Genomic DNA, 17,688 nt, shown 5'->3' with positions numbered 1-17,688 from the left:
CATGGCAACTGATACATTAGTAAGTATTTCCCTCGGGAAAGAAAAACAAGCGGCCATGGATCGTTTCTTGGCCAAAGGATTTCCTACAAATAAATGGGAGGAATGGAAATATGCATCCCTGAAGTCCTTAAATGACATCGATTGGAATTGGAATTCGTCGGAAACTCCTACGAATGCAAGTTCTACATCTATTGAGGGATCTCTCCAATTGCAATCGTTGAATGGAAAATTCACCACCGTAGGTTCTTTGCCAAACGGCGTTGAAATTCTTGAATTTTCAGCTTTCGCAGCCCAAAACCCTGATTTCATTACAAAATGGGAAAAGCGGAATCAAATCTTGGATCAAAACTCCCTTTATGATTTGAATGATGCCTTAACGACCACCCATCAAGTTATTTGGGTTAAAGCAGGAACTACTTTGCCCCAACCCATTGTACACCAACTTTTGGCAGATGTAAGCATTGCCTCAGCCATTCAAAGTAAATTGTTGATTTACATCGAAAAAGGGGCGAATGTCACTTGGGTCGATGATTTAAGATCAAATTCATCTTCAGAAACCATTCTTTCGAATTATGTTCAAGAGATTTGGGTGGAAGAATCAGCAAACTTGACATTCGTCAAAACGCAAGATTTTGCGCTGAAAACGACGCATGTTGATCATACGTTTATTTTCCAACAAGCTAATAGCCAGGTGGATATGTTTACTTTCTCCATCAATGGAGGATTTGTGCGCAATAACCTACATTTCTATGTGGATGGAGAAAATGTCCTTTCGAATTTGAATGGATTGTATGTTCCCGGAAACAATGAATTTATTGATTCACACACGGTTGTAGATCATCGCAAACCCAATTCAGAATCGAACGAATTATACAAAGGTGTATTGCTAGGTAATTCAACGGGTGTATTTAACGGAAAGATTTTTGTTCGTCCTGACGCGCAAAAAACGAATGCCTTTCAATCATGTAAAAATGTGTTGGCTTCTGATAAAGCAACGATGAATACCAAACCTCAATTGGAAATTTGGGCGGACGATGTGAAATGTTCACATGGAACGACAACAGGTCAATTGAGCGATGAGGCCTTGTTTTACATGCGTTCACGCGGTATTTCGGAGGAAGCAGCAAAGACTTTGTTGATGTTGGCATTCGTCCAACAAGTCATTGATAAAGTAGAAATACCTGAATTGAAAGAATCTATTTCTGATCGGGTCGTAGCGAAAATACAACAAGCATTAGGTGTATAATCATGGCAGATAAATTTGATATTGAGCAAGTACGGAAGGATTTTCCCATATTAGACCAACAGGTCAATGGGGCTCCTTTGGTGTATTTTGATAATGCAGCAACGACGCAAAAGCCTCAAATGGTGATTGATGCGCTGAATCATTATTACACACGAGACAATGCCAATATCCACCGCGGTTTACACACGCTTGCAGAGCGTGCGACAACGGGTTATGAATTGACCAGAAAGAAGTTGAAAGATTTCTTGAATGCGGAATCTACGGATCAAATCATCTTCACTTCCGGAACGACTGCTGGGATTAATTTAGTGGCTCAGACTTACGGTCGGGCTAATTTTTCCAAAGGCGATGTAATTCTTGTATCGAATTTGGAACACCATTCAAACATTGTTCCTTGGCAGATGATTGCTGAAGAAAAAGGAGCGGAGGTTCAAGTGATTCCAGTCGACGAGGCTGGCGTGTTGGATATGAAGGCCTATGTGGAATTATTAGACTCAAACCGAGTTAAGTTTGTTGCTGTAAACCATGTGTCGAATGCGATAGGAACGATTAACCCGATTTCCTATATCATCGAGCAAGCGCATCGCGTAGGAGCGAAGGTGTTAATCGATGGAGCACAATCAGTGGCACACTTTGAAATTGACGTTCAAGCGTTGGATATTGATTTTTTAGCCTTTTCGGCACATAAATTATTTGGTCCTACGGGTGTGGGTGTGTTGTACGGAAAACGTACATTGCTAGAAGCGATGCCGCCGTATCAAGGTGGGGGAGAGATGATTAAGGAAGTGAGTTTTGCGGGTACAACATACAATGAGTTACCCTACAAATTTGAAGCTGGAACACCAAACATCGCGGATGTATATGCCTTTGGCTTTGCCTTGGATTATTTGAAATCTTTGCCAAAGAATGCCGTTTGGGAACAAGAGAAAGCTTTGTTGGACTATGCAACAGAACAATTAATGCAAATTGATGGTTTACGTATCGTAGGTCAGGCACCCGAGAAAATTGCCGTGGTTAGTTTTGTGATTGATGGTGTACATCCACAAGACATCGGTGTTTTGTTGGACAAGTTTGGTGTCGCAATTCGTACGGGTCACCATTGTGCCCAACCGCTGATGGCACGTTATGAATTAGTAGGAACTTGTCGGGCGTCCTTCGCGTTTTACAATACCAAATCAGAGATTGATTTGTTTGTGAAAGCGTTGAAACGTACGATAACAATGTTGAGTTAATATGGCAACGATCAATGAAACCCAAGACGAGTTAATCGAAGAGTTTGGTCTCTTTGAAGATTGGGCTGATAAATACGAATATTTGATTGATTTGGGTAAGAAATTAAGCCCGATGAACGAAGCCTTCAAAACGGAGGAAAATGTCATTAAAGGTTGCCAAAGTAAGGTTTGGTTACATGCCGAAAAGCATGGGGATCATATTGTCTTTTTTGCAGATTCGGAAGCGATTATTGTAAAAGGAATGATCAGTATGTTGATTCGGGTTTTATCGAATCACACGCCAGCAGAGATTATGCAAGCTGATTTGTATTTTATTGATCAGATTGGGATGGCGCAGCATTTGGCCCAAACACGTTCAAATGGTTTGGTAGCCATGGTAAAACAAATGAAAAATTATGCGGTTGCGTTTAATGCAATGGCTTAAGATAATAGAAGCATGACGGAAGCAGAATTAAAGGAAGAAGTAGTAAAAGCAATTAAGACGGTATATGACCCCGAAATTCCGGTGGACGTGTATGAGCTTGGGTTGATTTATGAAATCAAGATTTTTCCGGTGAACAATGTATATATCTTGATGACTTTGACGTCGCCCTCATGTCCTTCTGCGGAAAGTATTCCCGTGGACATCGAGAAGGCTATTCGGGAAGTGGAAGGCGTTGCAGAGGTTTCTGTCGAATTAACGTTTGATCCACCGTATTCACAAGATATGATGTCGGAAGTTGCCAAATTGGAACTTGGCTTTATGTAAGTGTGTTTAGCAAATTAAAATAGAAATAATATGTATCCAGAACATTTAGTACATCCCATGCGGATGGATATCGTAGAGGGTGGATTTCAAGAATTGAAGTCGGCTGCTGAAGTAGAAGATACCATGGCAAAACCAGGTACGACCTTGTTGTTTATCAACTCGGTCTGTGGTTGTTCTGCATCTACTGCTCGTCCAGGCGTTAAAGCTGCAGTTGCGGCTTCTGCAAAGAAACCAACGAATTTAGCAACAGTGTTTGCGGGTGTGGATCAAGAGTCTACGCAAAAAGCGCGTGAATATACTTTGCCTTATCCACCATCATCTCCATCAATTGCCTTGTTCAAAGACGGTGAATTAGTTCACTTTGTTGAGCGTCATCACATTGAAGGCCGTTCGGCGGCTTTGATTGCTCAGCATTTAGAAGGGGTATTCGAAGAGTATTGTTAATAAAAAAGGAGCCGAGAGGCTCCTTTTTTGATGTTTGAAATAGCCGTTCCATGAACGGCTATTCTTGTTTTACTGCTTCGGTGCACCACCCACAGCGCCAGACTCTGACGGTGTGTTTTTGGCCTTCTCAGCCATCTTCTTAGCAGCACCTTCGTAATCCCCCGCTTTGATGAAAGACATCTTTGTCAAGTCGATTGTTTTGCGCGTAGCTTCTAGAATTTGTTCCGGTGTTAAGTTTTTCACCTTGTTCTCTAATTCCTCAGACCATTTTAAATTTCGTCCCAAGAATAAATTGTTATTTAACGTTCCCACCAACGCATTGTCTTGTGAACGCGTTACTTGCTTCGCTTGAATCCACGATTTCTTCGCCTCATCAATTTCTTTCTGTGTAAAGCCTTCTTTCAATACCTTCTCAATTTCCTCTTTGAAGGCTGCCTCTAATTTGGCAATATTCTCAGGAGCATAAATAGCATACCCTAAGAAAGCTCCATTTTGATCCAACGGACTCGCTGCAAATTGTGAACCTACGCCATAAGATAAACCTTCTTTCTGACGGATACGATTCATTAAACGTGAACTTAGGCCACTGCCGCCGCCCAACATATAATTACTCAATTCAAGAGCTGCATAATTAGGATCTGAATCCGAGATTTTCAAAGGCTGATAAGCTAAGAAGAATGCATTCGCTTTATCCGGTGTTTCAATCGATTTTACCTGACTACCATTTTCGTGGAATTTATCTGGAACCCGTGTATAAGCCTTAGGTGATTTCCAGTCAGCTAATTCTGATTTTACGAATGTTTTAATGGCGGCTTCGTCAAAGTCCCCAACTACCGAGAAGGTTGCATTCGATGCGCCATAAAAACCTTTATAGAAAGCAATCGCCTCTTCTAATTTAGCCGCAGTATAACGTTCTGTTTGCTCGGCCATCGTTGGTTGGTAACGAACGTCGTTCTTAGGATAATGTCCTGAACGCCATTGTCCTAATACATCCATCGCTTTCGCTTGAGGCTCTGATTTTTGACCTTCAATTTGCGTCAAATTCTCTTGCTTCAATTTCTCGAATTCGTCAGCTGGGAAGTTTGGTTGCTTCAAGGCTTCCGCAACTAATTGCAAGGCGGGCAATAAATTCTCACGTGTCGTTTCGATCGATACATTCGCCTGACGAGCTTCTCCTGTTATTGAAACACGAGCTTTTAACTTATCCAATTCATCTTGGAATTGTTGGCGTGTATGTTTCGCTGTTCCTTTCGTCAACATATCCGCCGCCAAATCCGCTGCAGTTGCTGTTCCTAATAAGGTCTTTTCATCGCCAAAACGCAAGGTTAAACGTGCATAAACCGAATTTCCACGCGTTTTCTTAGGTAATAATGCCAAAGATACACCGGCAATCTTCTCTGTTTTTGTACGGGCATCAATGTTGCTCGGGGATGGATCAAATGCCTCACCTTCTGCAACAGCCGCCTTTCCTTTAAAATCTTTTAATACATCCGCCACATCTTTTGCTTCTGGAATTTCCGCACGGTCAGGTTTTTCGGTAGGATAGAAAATACCGGATGTGCGATTCGCCGACTTGAAGTATTTGGCTGCTACACGTTGTACGTCGGCCGCAGTAACCTTCTCTAATAGGTTTCTTGTGTGGAATAACAAGCGCCAGTCGCCTTGAGCAATGTATTCGGATAAACCCACGCCAACACGTTGTGCATTGTTCAATAATAACTCGATGTTTTTGATGCCTTTGGTCTTGATACGATCAACTTCTTCTTGAGTTGGTGCTTGTTTAGCAAATTGCTCAATCGTTTCAATCATAATGTTCTTAACAGAATCCACCGATTTGCTTTTCAATACCTCAGCACCGAAATACACCAAACCTGGCTCTTTTAATTGCATCGTATAACCAAACTGACTCGAAGCTTTTTTTGTATCAATTAATGCCTTGTACAAGCGTCCTGATGGTGCATCAGTCAATAAATCAACTAATACATCGCAGGCAATGAAATCAGGATGTAAGCCTGATGGGATGTGATATGCCATGCCTACTTGTTGGACATCACCCACCCGACGTAAAGTCACCTCGCGCTCCCCATCTTGTGTCGGTTCTGCTGTGAAAGTAGGAGTTAATACACGCTCAGGACGCGGAATGATACCAAATTTCTCATTGATTAATTTCAATGTTTTCGTTACATCAAATTTTCCAGCTACCAATAACACGGCATTATCCGGTTGGTAATATTTGCGGTAATAAGCTTGTAAATTCTCAATAGGCACTTTTTCGATATCTGAACGAGCACCAATGGTTGAGTTTCCATAGTTATGCCATAAAAATGCAGTAGACACAACACGCTCCATCAAAACAGATCCTGGGTCATTTTCGCCACTTTCAAATTCATTTCGAACGACAGTCATCTCCGTCTCTAGTTCGCTTTTAGCGATGCGAGAGTTGATCATACGATCTGCTTCCATGTCCAATGCCCAATCTAAATTCTCATCCGTAGAAGCAAATGTCTCAAAGTAGTTTGTGCGATCTAACCAGGTTGTACCATTGAATTGTGCACCGTGGTCAGAGATTTCTTTGGCAACTTCTTTATGCTTTTCCTTGGTTCCTTTAAAAACCATGTGTTCCAATAAATGGGACATACCCGTTTCACCATATCCTTCGTGGCGTGAGCCCACTAAATAGGTAATGTTTACGGTAATCGTTTGTTTAGATGGATCTGGGAAAAGTAAAACTTTCAATCCATTGGCTAATTTGTATTCTGTAATTCCTTCAGCCGCAGTGACTTTTTCTGGAATAGGTAAGGATTTAGACTTTTGTTGGGCAAAAACTTGCATGCCAAGGCAGAAGATTGCCAAACCTGTGTAGAGTAGTTTTTTCATAGAAAAAATTTATAAATTTTACGAATTTAAGGAAGTTAGTTTTCCGTGCATATCCTTTTGGATGAGTGGCAGAAAATCGGGGCAATTGGAAAATGATTATTTTTTGTACTGCTGGATTAACTTGAAAATAGCCTTTTGGGTTTCCAAATTTGGGAAATAATCGAATATAAGCACATGCTTATCGTAGTCCAGCATTAAGCCTGTTTCTAAGAAATGAAATGCCTCTTTAAATTGGGCAGCTTTGATTAAAAAGATGGCTGAACGGTAATACAATTCTGCTTCTTCGGGTAGTTCATCGATGGCGGAAAGCATGATGTCGGCCGACTTCTCATAATCCCCTAATTCAAAGTGCATTTGGGCCCATTTAACCCATGTAGGGGCAAAAAATGAGTCGAGCTCGATGGATTTTTGGAAAGCTTCATCTGCTGAAATGGAATTACCTAAATAAGCCTCAACATCGGCTAATCCTGTCCAGTACAATGGATTTGTCTCGTTAAGTTTGATCGCTTTTTTAAGGAAATGCAGGGATTCAAACCACTTGTCTAATTCTGTTAAACAAACAGCTAAACCATAATAACCTTCGTCCCAAAGTGGATCAATTTTAACCGCATCTTTATAAAAAGTTAAGGCCTCATTGAATTGTTTTTGGCGTTCTAAACTTGCACCTAAACAGCAGTAGAGTTCCGGGTTCGGCTCATCGTGTTGCAAACAGAGTCGGTAAGCTTCCTCTGCTTTCACATATTCCTCCAAATTCATGTAGGTATTGCCTAAATTGAATAGGGAAGAGGCAAAGGTGGGTTCGATGGCCAATGAATATTCATAGGCATCGATGGCCTTTTCGTATTTCTTTTGTTTGGAATAGGCTATCCCTAAATTATACCAAGCTGTGTACGAAAATGGATCTTGATCGATGAACTTTTCGTAATAGGGGATACTCTCCTCGATTTTGCCAATTTCATCCAAGGCATTTGCTAATTCGACAAGCGCATTTTCATTTTCTGGGTTATGCTCAAGTGATTTCTTGAACATATCTACAGCTTCGCGGGGTTTTGGCCAAGTTAAATAGCAAAGTCCCAAACGGAAATAGACGTCGTCTTTTTCCTCCGAATATTCTAAAATGTGTAAGAAAATCTCTACTGCTTTTTCGTGTTGCTTTAATTGGCTCAAAAGCGAACCTTTGACCATTAATAAATCAAGATCGGTTGGGAAGAGCAACATCGCATTTTCGATCAACTCATAACCTGCCTCAGCCTGTTGCATTTCACCCAAAATTTGGGCTTTAAGCGTGATTAATTCGAGGGTATAGGGGAAATGTTCTAAGCCAATGTTGCAGGCTTTTAAGCCCTCATCAAATTTCCCTTGAATGAAATAATGCTCCGCAATTTGCTCCAACGTGTCCAAATCAAAGAATGAATTTTCATCCTCATTGAGCATTTTCTCGAAGCGATTTAACGAAGATTGGATATCCTCCTTATGGTCATCAAATTCTGGATCCAGCATGTAGGAAATTTGGGTTGTAATAGTTTCTAAATTACGAATTGTTTTTTAATAAACAGCCTTTCGATGTACTTTTGTTCCAAACCCTTTTAGGATGCCACAGCCACGTGCAATTATTGATTTAGGAACAAATACGTTTCAGCTTTTGATTGCTGAGCAAGACCCTTCAAATGGGGGGATGAAGATTTTGTATGAAGACCATCGTCCCGTGGGATTAGGAAAAGGTGCCATGGAAACGGGTTTATTGCAGTTGGACGCCATGGCAAGAGCCCTCGAAGCTTTAGAACGATTTCTTTGGCATGCGCAAGACAAAAACTGTGTTTCGATTCAAGGCATTGGAACAAGTATCCTTCGGAACGCCCGAAATGCATCTGGTTTCATTGAATTGGTGGAGAGCCAACTGAGGATACCGATTAAAGTGATTTCAGGAATTCAAGAGGCGGATTATATTTTCCAAGGCATTCGTCATTCCTTGCCTGAGCCTTGGGATGCCGTTTCTCTGGTGATGGATATAGGTGGAGGTAGCGTGGAATTTATCCTGTTTCAAGGCCAAACGATATTGTTTAAAACAAGTCTCGAATTGGGTGGGCTTAAATTGCAATCCCTTTTTCAGAAAGAAAGTGAATACCATGTGGATCTAGACAAAGAATTGGAGGCCTATATTCAATCAGGCTTACAAAGTTTGTATGAAGCTTGTGAACTACATCAACCGCAAAGACTGATTGGAGCAGCAGGAGCCTTCGAAACTTTGGCCGATATTCAATTGGCTCAAGGACATTTAATGCACATTGAAAAAGCTAATCAATTGGATTTACCTGCATTTTATGCATTAATGGACCAAATAGCGAAACTGACAGTTGCTGAAAGGCAAGCAATCCCAGGAATGAAGGCATTTCGTGCGAGCATGTTGCCTTATGCCAATCATTTGATTGCTCAGGTAATGGCAAAGACCTCAATAAAGGAATTGTGGATGTCGATGTTCAGTTTGAAGGAGGGGTATTGGTACAGCACGCAAGAATAATTGAATAAATGCGGTCGATTTTTTTGAAAAAGACAATAATTTTGGCCAACTTTAAGTTTATATTAAATCATTAAAATTTTCAACAAAGCTATATGTCTTCATTACTTAATTTTATTCTGTTAGATGCGGCTCAGGTCGAGGAATTCACGGTATTAAGTTTATTGGAAAAGGGTGGATATGTCATGTATCCGATTTTATTCTTGTTTACAGCAGCCTTATTTCTTTTCATTGAACGTTATTTATACATCCGTAAGACATCCCGTATTGATGAGAATTTCCTTCACAACATCAATGAATTGCTTTTAGCTGGTAATATTCAAGGTGCTGTGACTTATTGCAAGAATTCAAAATTTCCAATTGCTAATTTGTTAGAGCGTGGTTTAGGACGTTTAGGTTCACCTATTCGTGATATTGAAGATGCTATTGAGAACAAAGCGAAGTTGGAGATTTATAACATGGAAAAGAACTTGGGTATCTTAAGTTCGATTGCACGTATTGCGCCGATGTTCGGTTTCTTGGGAACGGTAACGGGTATGATTCGTACATTCCATAATATTTCGACTTCAAATAAAATTGAAATTTCAACGATTGCATCGGGTATTTATGAGAAGATGGTGACATCTGCTTCGGGTTTGATCGTTGGTATCATTGCTTATGTGATGTATACTTTGTTGACAACGATGATTGATCGTTCAATTAACAAAATGGAAATTGTAGCGATGGATTTCATCGACTTGTTACACAAGCCTGCTAATAAAAAATAAATTATCCTATGAATTTTAGAAAGCGCGAACGAGAAGCATCGGAAGTAGAAACAGGCGCCCTAGCGGATATTCTATTTTTTCTATTGATGTTTTTCTTAATGATTTCGACGTTAGCATCTCCGGATGCCATTCGTTTATTGTTGCCAAAAGCAGATTCAACGAAAGTTACCCCACCTGTTGTGGAGTCGATTCGTGTTTCAGTGGATGCGAATAACAACTTCTTTATCGATGGAAATGCTCAGCCATTTGCCTTGGATCAAGTAGATAGTCAATTGAAAGAAATCTTAAAAACGAAAAAAGCCAATTCTTTGATTATCTCAATTGATAAATCAAGAACAGTTCAGGATTTAACGGATGTATATGATTTAGCTGCCAAAAATAACCTTTCCATGGTGATGGCAGCCGAAAAGAAAAAGTAATATGGAAGGCTTTGTCATCATAGCCCTCAAGTCAATAGCCGTCTACGTGTTCATCGTGGCGGCTATTCGTCTTTTTGGGAAGAAAGAGTTTGCACAATTGTCGGTCGTAGATTTAGTTTTCATCTTGTTGATTTCAAATTCAGTTCAAAACGCCATGGTGGGGACGGATACATCACTTTCGGGTGGATTGTTTGCTGCCTTTGCCTTGTTTGTGACTAATTTAATCTTTAAAAAACTCGAATTAGCTTTTCCGGGTTTGAGTAAGGTTGTGGAAGGGGAGCCTATTGTTTTGGTATATCAGGGAAAGATTATTGCTAATGGCTTATCGAAAGCATCCTTGAATGTGGAGCAATTGAATGCGGCCATTCGGGAACATGGGATATTGAAATTGGAGGAAGTGGATTTGGCGGTTTTTGAGGTGGATGGGAATATCTCGGTGATGTCAGAAAATTATCATAAAATTTCGAAAAGAAAGCGGAAAGGACATAAGGTTCTTGGGGGAAATACGGCTTAAACTAGTATATTTGTAGAATTACTTGGCTGTTTGTAGAGTCAAGAATCATTTCATTTTCTTTTCTGATGGAAAAAATTTTAAAATTCGGTGGTACCAGTTGTGGGAGCATTGCGAGTATCGAATCAGTTTTGGCAATTATCGAAGCCAATCATCAAGTAAAATCTTCTTTCGCTGTTGTTTTCTCTGCCATGAGTGGAGTTACGAATGCATTGTTAGCAGCAGGAACAACGGCCGCAAGTAAGAAGACGCTTGAGCCTACGATCATCGAACAGATTGAAGCACGTCATTTTGAAGTTATACGTCATTTTATTCCAGTAACTGCACAATCGCAGGTCATTGCTCAGATTCGTACCTTAGTGAATGAATTACGCGATGTGCTGAAAGGAATCAATTTAATCCATGAGATTTCGCCCAAAACATCGGATTTATTAGTGAGTTTTGGTGAGCGACTCTCAACTGCCTTAATTGCTGCTATTTTGGAACAGCGCGGTTTACCTGTTCGTTTTTTGGATGCACGGGATGTAGTGAAAACTAATAATCATTTTGGTAAAGCGGAGGTTCGTTTTGAAGAAACCAATGCGTTGATTCAGGCCAATTTTGCAGCTCATCCAAATGAAATTGCGCTTATCACAGGTTTTATTGGTTCCAATGACGCTGGTGAAACGACAACCTTGGGTCGCGGTGGTTCCGATTATACAGCATCCATTTTTGGGGCTGCATTAGCGGTTCAGGAGATTGAAATTTGGACTGATGTCGATGGAATGATGACTGCTGACCCACGAAAAGTGGCTGCCGCATTTACGATTCCTTCGATTTCTTACGCCGAAGCGATGGAATTAACCCATTTTGGCGCGAAGGTTATCTATCCTCCTTCACTTCAGCCTGCCTTTGCGAAAAATATCCCGATTCGGGTTTTAAATACATTTAATCAAGCTTTTGAGGGAACCGTCGTATCGCGCGTATCTTCACCGAGCCCTTATATTATTACAGGTATTAGCTCCATTGATGAGTTGGCGCTTGTGAATGTTCAGGGGTCAGGGATGATCGGTGTGGCGGGTGTTTCCGCAAAACTCTTTACCGTGTTGGCCAAAGAGAAGATTTCTGTGGTATTGATTTCGCAAGCCTCATCGGAACATTCAATCTGTTTCGCGATTGATCCGCAAGTGGCTTCGAAAGTTGATAAGATTTTAGCCAAAGAATTCGCTCAGGAGATTGCTTCCGGTGATATTGAAGGGATTGATATCCAACAGGATTTATCAGTGATTGCGGTTGTAGGCGAGGGGATGCGTAAGCATACGGGTGTGAGTGGCCGTTTATTCTCTGTTTTAGGTAAAAATGGAATTAACATTGTTGCCACAGCACAAGGTAGTTCCGAGTTGAATATTTCCGTTGTTATCGAGAAGAAAGACCTTTCTAAGGCCTTGAATGTCATTCATGAGACCTTCTTCTTCTCACAAATCAAAACCTTGAACCTATATTTAGTTGGGGCTGGTTTGATTGGTAAAACCTTGTTAAACCAATTGGTTGGGCAAGAACGCTATTTAGAAAAATACAAAGGCCTGCGCATCCAATTAGTGGGTATCGCAAATTCGCGTAAACAACTGATTAACCCTGCAGGTATTCCAATCGATCAAGCAATTGAGTTATTGGAGTCTACGGGTGTTGCTGAATCTTTGGATCAATTTGTGGGAGAAATCAAGCAATTGAACTTGCCGAATTCCATTTTTGCGGATTGTACGGCGAGTAAGGAAATACACCAACATTATTTAGGCCTTTTTGAAGCGAACGTTTCGGTGGTAACACCGAATAAAGTTGCCAATTCTGGGCCTTATGAGCAATATGCAGCTTTGCACCAAACAGCTTTAAGCAAAGGAGTGAAGTTTATGTATGAGACGAATGTAGGGGCGGGTTTGCCCGTGATTAATACCTTGCAAGGCTTGATTGCCTCAGGCGATCGATTCGAGAAAATTGAAGGAATTCTTTCAGGAACCTTGTCATTCTTATTCAATCAGTTTGTGCCTGGTAAATCATTTGCTGCTGTATTGCGTGAAGCAAAAGCCAAAGGCTATACAGAACCCGATCCTCGGGAAGATTTGAGCGGTATGGATGTGGCGCGAAAGATCTTGATTTTGAGTCGGGAAATTGGATTGAAACTAGAGTTTGCAGATATAACGATTGAGAAAATCATCCCTCCGGCATGTGAGGCAGCGCCAACAGTCGATGCGTTTTTTGAAGAATTGGACAAGGCGAATGCTTATTTTGAAGCTTTGGTCAATGATGCATACGCGGAGAAAAAAGTGCTTCGTTACATTGCTAAACTAGAAAATCAAAAGATTTCGATTGGTTTACGTGCTGTAGGTGCTGATCATCCGTTTTATCAAATGGATGGTGCGGATAATGTAATTGCCTTTACGACAAAGCGTTACCATGATCGTCCTTTGGTAATTAAAGGGCCTGGTGCAGGTGCTGAGGTAACCGCTTCGGGTGTTTTTGCGGATATCGTGTCAATTGGAAGCTATTTGTCTTAATATGGAAAGTATTCGCGTATATGCCCCTGCAACTGTTGCCAATGTAGCTTGTGGATTTGATATTTTTGGATTTGCGGTGAATCGTCCGGGTGATGAAGTTGTCTTGACGAAAAAATTAACTCCAGGTATTGTAATCAAAGAAATTACAGGTGATGAAGGTCGATTGCCTAAGGAAGTTGCTAAAAATACGGCTGGGATTGCTATTTTAAAATATTTGGAATTTATCGGTCAGCCCGATCAAGGTTTTGAGCTTTCTTTGCATAAAGACATGCCCTTGGGATCCGGTTTGGGTTCTTCTGCGGCTTCTGCGGTAGCGGGTGTTTTTGCTGCCAATGAATTGATGGGGAAACCCTTAAGTCAAAAAGAATTATTGCCTTTCGCCATGGAGGGAGAGCGTGTGGCCTGTGGTTCAGCGCACGCGGATAACGTGGGTCCTAGTTTATTAGGGGGCTTTGTTGTGATTCGTAGCTATGATCCCTTGGATATCATTCAATTGCCTACGCCTTCGGATTTGTATGCAAGTATTGTTCATCCGCAGATTGAAGTGAATACCAAAGATGCTCGTCGCATCCTTGAACGTGAAATTACCTTAGGTAAAACGATTACGCAGATGGGGAATGTGGCGGGTTTAGTGGCGGGTTTATTAACGTCGGATTATGATTTAATTGGCCGTTCTTTGGTCGATGTGATTGTCGAGCCTGCACGTTCTATTTTAATCCCTCAATTTCAAGAAGTGAAAGCGGCTGCGCTACAAGCTGGCGCTTTAGGTTGTTCTATTTCAGGTTCTGGACCTTCTTTATTTGCCTTATCGAAAGGGGAAGAAACTGCGAAACTGGTCGCTAAAGCAATGTCTGAAGCATTTAATGCTGTGGGTATTGGGTCTGAGGCCTATGTTTCACAAATTAACCAACAAGGCCCAATGATTCGTTAGGCTTTGGGGTGAGCTTGTATGTAGATTTCCTTCAGCTTTTCCATTGAATTATGTGTGTAGACTTGTGTCGCAGCTAGGTTCGAGTGTCCCAATAATTCTTTGATTGCATTTAAATCGGCCCCTCGATTTAACAGATGGGTTGCATAACTATGCCGCAACACGTGGGGCGAAAGCTTTTCTAGGGTACTTACTTCTCCTAAATATTTCTTGACTAAGCGCTGGACGAACATCGGATAGCAGGGTTCTCCTTTGTCGGTGATTACTAAATATTGGCTCTGAAAGGGATTCAGCGCTTGATATTGCTTCACGAGATCTACGAGTATCGTTGGCATGGGAATAATACGTTCTTTATTGCGTTTCCCGATAACCCGTAGGGTTTTTGCGGATAAGTTAACTTGTTGGGGCGTCAATTGAATCAATTCCGCCAAGCGCATTCCAGTCCCGTAGAGTAACATTAAAACGAGTTGGTCGCGTACCTCTTCAAATGTATTTTTAGGAATTTCTTGTTGGGCAAAGACCTGTTCCATCTCCGATTCTCGCAGGTATGTGGGCAATGTCTTGCTCGTTTTAACCATGCGAATCGTTTGCATGGGGTTGTCGGTCACATCTCCGCGCCGCTGTAAATACTTGTAAAAAGTTCGAAGTGTAGCCAGTTTCCGATTAATGGAACGGTTTTGTATGCCTTGATTAGATAATGCTACGAGCCAAGCACGAATCGTTTGACTTTTGATTTGATTGACAAGCAGGTTTTCGGGAGCAAGGAAATCGAGAAATTGAAGGAGGTCAATTTCGTAGGAGCGAAGTGTTAAAGGACTTAATCGCCGTTCTACTTGTAGGTGCTTTAAAAAAAAATTGACTACTTCGCGATTCATAGATCGAAAGTAGTCAATTCTAAGAAAAATCGAAACAAACTAGTTGTTGATATTTCCGTATGTCTTTTGCTTGTAAGCAGCACGAATCATTTCCGTACGACGAGCGATTGATGGTTTTTCAAAAGCAGATCTTCTACGTAATTCTTTTACTACACCTGTTTTTTCAAACTTCTTTTTAAAGCGCTTAAGGGCTTTATCAATTGACTCGTTCTCTTTGATCGAAATAATTAACATGTATTTTTTCCTTTTTGAATTAAAATGTTCGCAAAGATAAATTTATTTTTTTGATTGTGCAAGTAGTCTTTTGGAATTTTATGAGTGAAAATGTCCTATTTTTGTAGTTCATTTTAAAACTATTGTATGTCGGAGTTTTCACGGACAACTGTCACGGCCGCTTTAATCTATGCGAATGGTCCAATTCACATCGGACACTTAGCAGGATGTTATTTGCCAGCTGATATTTATGTGCGCTATTTACGTTTAAAGAAGCAGGATGTCATTTTTGTTTCCGGTACGGATGAGCATGGGGTGCCTATTACGATTAAGGCACAAAAGGAGGGGAAAACGCCACAAGAAGTGGTTGATTACTATTATGCGAACATCAAATCTTCTTTCGAAGACTTTGGTATTTCCTTTGATATTTATGGTAGAACATCAGATCCTGTGCATCACAAGATGTCGCAAGATTTTTTCTTGCATTTGTACAAGGAAGGAAAATTTATTGAAGAGGTAACTGAACAGTATTTTGATGAGGCTGCGGATCAGTTTTTAGCTGATCGATACATTACAGGCGAATGTCCAAAATGTCATCAGCCGGGTGCTTATGGGGATCAATGTGAGAAATGTGGGTCTTCGTTGTCACCTACAGAGTTAATCAATCCTAAGTCGTCTCTAAGTGGTGCTTCGCCGATTTTAAAAGAAACCAAAAACTGGTTCTTGCCTTTGGATCAATGGCAAGGAGCATTAGAGGATTATGTGAATTCGCATCCTGAATGGAAGCCAAACGTTAGTGGTCAAGTTAAATCTTGGTTGCAAGATGGACTTCGTCCGCGTGCCATGACCCGTGATTTAAGTTGGGGAGTGCCTATTCCATTGCCAGATACGGAAGGGAAAGTGCTTTATGTATGGTTTGATGCACCGATTGGATATATCTCAATGACAAGCCAATTAACGACGGATTGGGAGAAGTACTGGAAGGCGAAGGATAGTCGGATTGTACATTTTATCGGGAAAGATAATATTGTTTTCCATTGTTTGATATTCCCTGCCATGTGTATGGCACATGGGGAATTTCAGTTAGCAGACCAGGTGCCGGCGAACGAATTCATGAACTTAGAAGGGGATAAGATTTCAACTTCGCGTAATTGGGCGGTCTGGTTACATGAATATTTACAGGATTTTCCAGGTAAGCAAGATGTATTGCGTTATGCATTAACGGCTTCAAGTCCAGAAACTAAAGATGCCGACTTTACTTGGGCCGATTTTCAGACCAAAAACAACTCGGAACTCGTAGCTATTTTGGGCAATTTTGTGAATCGTGCGTTTGTGTTGATTGATAAGAATTTTGAAGGTATTGTGCCTGCAAAGGCTGCTGGAACGGGTTTGGAAGATGATGTCAAGCATGCTTTAGCTGATATTCCAGCGAAGTTGGAGGCTGCTTTAGCGAATTACAAATTCCGGGATGCTTTGGTGTTAGCGATGGAAATCGCGCGGATTGGTAATAAGTATTTAGCCGATGCGGAACCATGGAAAATTATCAAAGAAGATAAAGAGAAGGCAGGAACTGTTTTGAATTTTGCAGTTCAATTGGTGGCTCATGCCTCTGTTGCTTTGGAGCCCTTTATTCCATTTACGGCTGCTAAGTTAAGGACAGCATTGGGAATTCAAGAAGCTGATTGGTCAACAATCGGTGATTTTGAATTAATCCCAACGGGTCAAAAACTGGCTAATCCAGGATTATTATTTGAGAAATTAGAAGACGATGTGATTCAAGCACAGGTTGATAAATTAAAGCAAACGAAAGAAGCGATGGAATTAGCGAGTAAGCAAGTGAATCCAATCAAGGAGACCATTGATTTTGAATCATTTACCAAGATGGATTTGCGCGTGGGGCACATCACTGCGGCGGAGAAAGTCGAAAAGAGTAAAAAGTTGTTGAAATTGGCTGTTAATGATGGTCAAAAAGTGCGTACCATTCTAAGTGGTATTGCTGAGCATTTTGAGCCAGCGGATGTGATAGGCCGACAAGTTTGTTTCTTGGCGAATTTAGCACCACGTAAAATTATGGGGCAGGAGAGTGAGGGGATGATCTTAATGGCGGAGGATGCTGATGGTAGTTTAGCTTTCATGCAACCTAGTAAGGCGATCTGGAATGGTGCTTCGATTAGCTAATAGCTTATCCAATTGTTGAAATAAAAATAAGGCCAGAAGAAACTTCTGGCCTTATTTGTTTAACCTCTAAACCTATTTAACTATGAAAATTTATACAAATATAGATGTTTTGTTTAAATAATATGAGTTTAATGCAAAAAAAATAAAAAAGGCGCCGTCAGAAACAGCGCCTTTTTTGATTACCTCTAAACCTATTTAACTATG

The 17,688-nt window shown here is 40.9% G+C and carries 16 protein-coding genes; 12 read left to right on the top strand and 4 right to left on the bottom strand.

The window, feature by feature from the left end:
- Position 1: 1 nt before the first annotated feature.
- Genes sufD through SKC38_RS10790 form a run of 5 tightly spaced genes read left to right on the top strand, consistent with a single transcriptional unit; the run spans position 2 to position 3,670 of the window.
- Positions 2-1,246, top strand: a complete 1,245-nt coding sequence (sufD, locus tag SKC38_RS10810; protein ID WP_377977157.1) for a Fe-S cluster assembly protein SufD — start codon at positions 2-4, stop codon at positions 1,244-1,246.
- A gap of 2 nt (positions 1,247-1,248) precedes the next feature.
- On the top strand, positions 1,249-2,478 hold the full coding sequence (locus SKC38_RS10805) for a cysteine desulfurase (RefSeq protein WP_377977156.1): 1,230 nt from the start codon (positions 1,249-1,251) through the stop codon (positions 2,476-2,478).
- A 1-nt stretch (position 2,479) separates the two neighbouring features.
- Positions 2,480-2,902 carry a SufE family protein gene (locus SKC38_RS10800; RefSeq protein WP_377977155.1) on the top strand — a complete coding sequence of 141 codons (423 nt, stop codon included), beginning with the start codon at positions 2,480-2,482 and terminating at the stop codon, positions 2,900-2,902.
- A gap of 12 nt (positions 2,903-2,914) precedes the next feature.
- Entirely contained in the window at positions 2,915-3,226 is a 312-nt protein-coding gene (locus SKC38_RS10795) for an iron-sulfur cluster assembly protein (protein WP_377977154.1), read from the top strand.
- A 30-nt stretch (positions 3,227-3,256) separates the two neighbouring features.
- Positions 3,257-3,670, top strand: coding sequence for a BrxA/BrxB family bacilliredoxin (locus SKC38_RS10790; protein WP_377977153.1), 414 nt, complete (start codon positions 3,257-3,259; stop codon positions 3,668-3,670).
- Between the two features lie 69 nt (positions 3,671-3,739).
- On the opposite strand, the gene SKC38_RS10785 is transcribed toward SKC38_RS10790, so the two are convergent.
- Both SKC38_RS10785 and SKC38_RS10780 read right to left on the bottom strand, forming a co-directional pair.
- Positions 3,740-6,547 carry a M16 family metallopeptidase gene (locus SKC38_RS10785; protein ID WP_377977152.1) on the bottom strand — a complete coding sequence of 936 codons (2,808 nt, stop codon included), beginning with the start codon at positions 6,545-6,547 and terminating at the stop codon, positions 3,740-3,742.
- A gap of 96 nt (positions 6,548-6,643) precedes the next feature.
- Positions 6,644-8,047: a tetratricopeptide repeat protein gene (locus tag SKC38_RS10780; RefSeq protein WP_377977151.1), complete on the bottom strand. Its 1,404-nt coding sequence runs from the start codon at positions 8,045-8,047 to the stop codon at positions 6,644-6,646.
- Between the two features lie 91 nt (positions 8,048-8,138).
- Between SKC38_RS10780 and SKC38_RS10775 the strand changes: the two genes are divergently transcribed.
- The 6 genes from SKC38_RS10775 (at position 8,139) to SKC38_RS10750 (ending at position 14,221) form a co-directional block, all read left to right on the top strand.
- A complete protein-coding gene (locus SKC38_RS10775) occupies positions 8,139-9,065 on the top strand; it encodes a Ppx/GppA phosphatase family protein (RefSeq protein ID WP_377977150.1) in 927 nt (308 codons plus the stop codon).
- Between the two features lie 92 nt (positions 9,066-9,157).
- Positions 9,158-9,829 carry a MotA/TolQ/ExbB proton channel family protein gene (locus SKC38_RS10770; RefSeq protein WP_377977149.1) on the top strand — a complete coding sequence of 224 codons (672 nt, stop codon included), beginning with the start codon at positions 9,158-9,160 and terminating at the stop codon, positions 9,827-9,829.
- 8 nt (positions 9,830-9,837) lie between these two features.
- Positions 9,838-10,248, top strand: coding sequence for an ExbD/TolR family protein (locus SKC38_RS10765; protein WP_377977148.1), 411 nt, complete (start codon positions 9,838-9,840; stop codon positions 10,246-10,248).
- Position 10,249: 1 nt separating this feature from the next.
- Entirely contained in the window at positions 10,250-10,762 is a 513-nt protein-coding gene (locus SKC38_RS10760) for a DUF421 domain-containing protein (protein WP_377977147.1), read from the top strand.
- 65 nt (positions 10,763-10,827) lie between these two features.
- The gene (thrA, locus tag SKC38_RS10755) at positions 10,828-13,290 is read left to right on the top strand and encodes a bifunctional aspartate kinase/homoserine dehydrogenase I (protein WP_377977146.1); all 2,463 of its coding nucleotides are present in this window, start codon (positions 10,828-10,830) and stop codon (positions 13,288-13,290) included.
- A 1-nt stretch (position 13,291) separates the two neighbouring features.
- Positions 13,292-14,221 (top strand): homoserine kinase, encoded by a 930-nt coding sequence (locus SKC38_RS10750; protein ID WP_377977145.1) that lies wholly within the window; start codon positions 13,292-13,294, stop codon positions 14,219-14,221.
- On the opposite strand, the gene SKC38_RS10745 is transcribed toward SKC38_RS10750, so the two are convergent.
- Positions 14,218-15,093, bottom strand: a complete 876-nt coding sequence (locus SKC38_RS10745; RefSeq protein WP_377977144.1) for a tyrosine-type recombinase/integrase — start codon at positions 15,091-15,093, stop codon at positions 14,218-14,220. The genes SKC38_RS10750 and SKC38_RS10745 overlap by 4 nt on opposite strands.
- Before the next feature lie 39 nt (positions 15,094-15,132).
- Positions 15,133-15,327, bottom strand: coding sequence for a 30S ribosomal protein S21 (gene rpsU / locus SKC38_RS10740; protein WP_377977143.1), 195 nt, complete (start codon positions 15,325-15,327; stop codon positions 15,133-15,135).
- Positions 15,328-15,453: 126 nt separating this feature from the next.
- On the opposite strand from rpsU, the gene metG reads away from it, so the two are divergent.
- Positions 15,454-17,484: a methionine--tRNA ligase gene (gene metG, locus SKC38_RS10735; RefSeq protein WP_377977142.1), complete on the top strand. Its 2,031-nt coding sequence runs from the start codon at positions 15,454-15,456 to the stop codon at positions 17,482-17,484.
- Positions 17,485-17,688 lie beyond the last annotated feature (204 nt).

Origin of the sequence: Aquirufa echingensis (assembly GCF_042714525.1) — a bacterium.
In the GTDB taxonomy this organism is placed as follows: Bacteria; Bacteroidota; Bacteroidia; order Cytophagales; family Spirosomataceae; genus Aquirufa; species Aquirufa echingensis.
The sequence above is the reverse complement of the archived record's forward strand: the minus strand, read 5'-3'. Positions and strand labels throughout refer to the sequence as shown.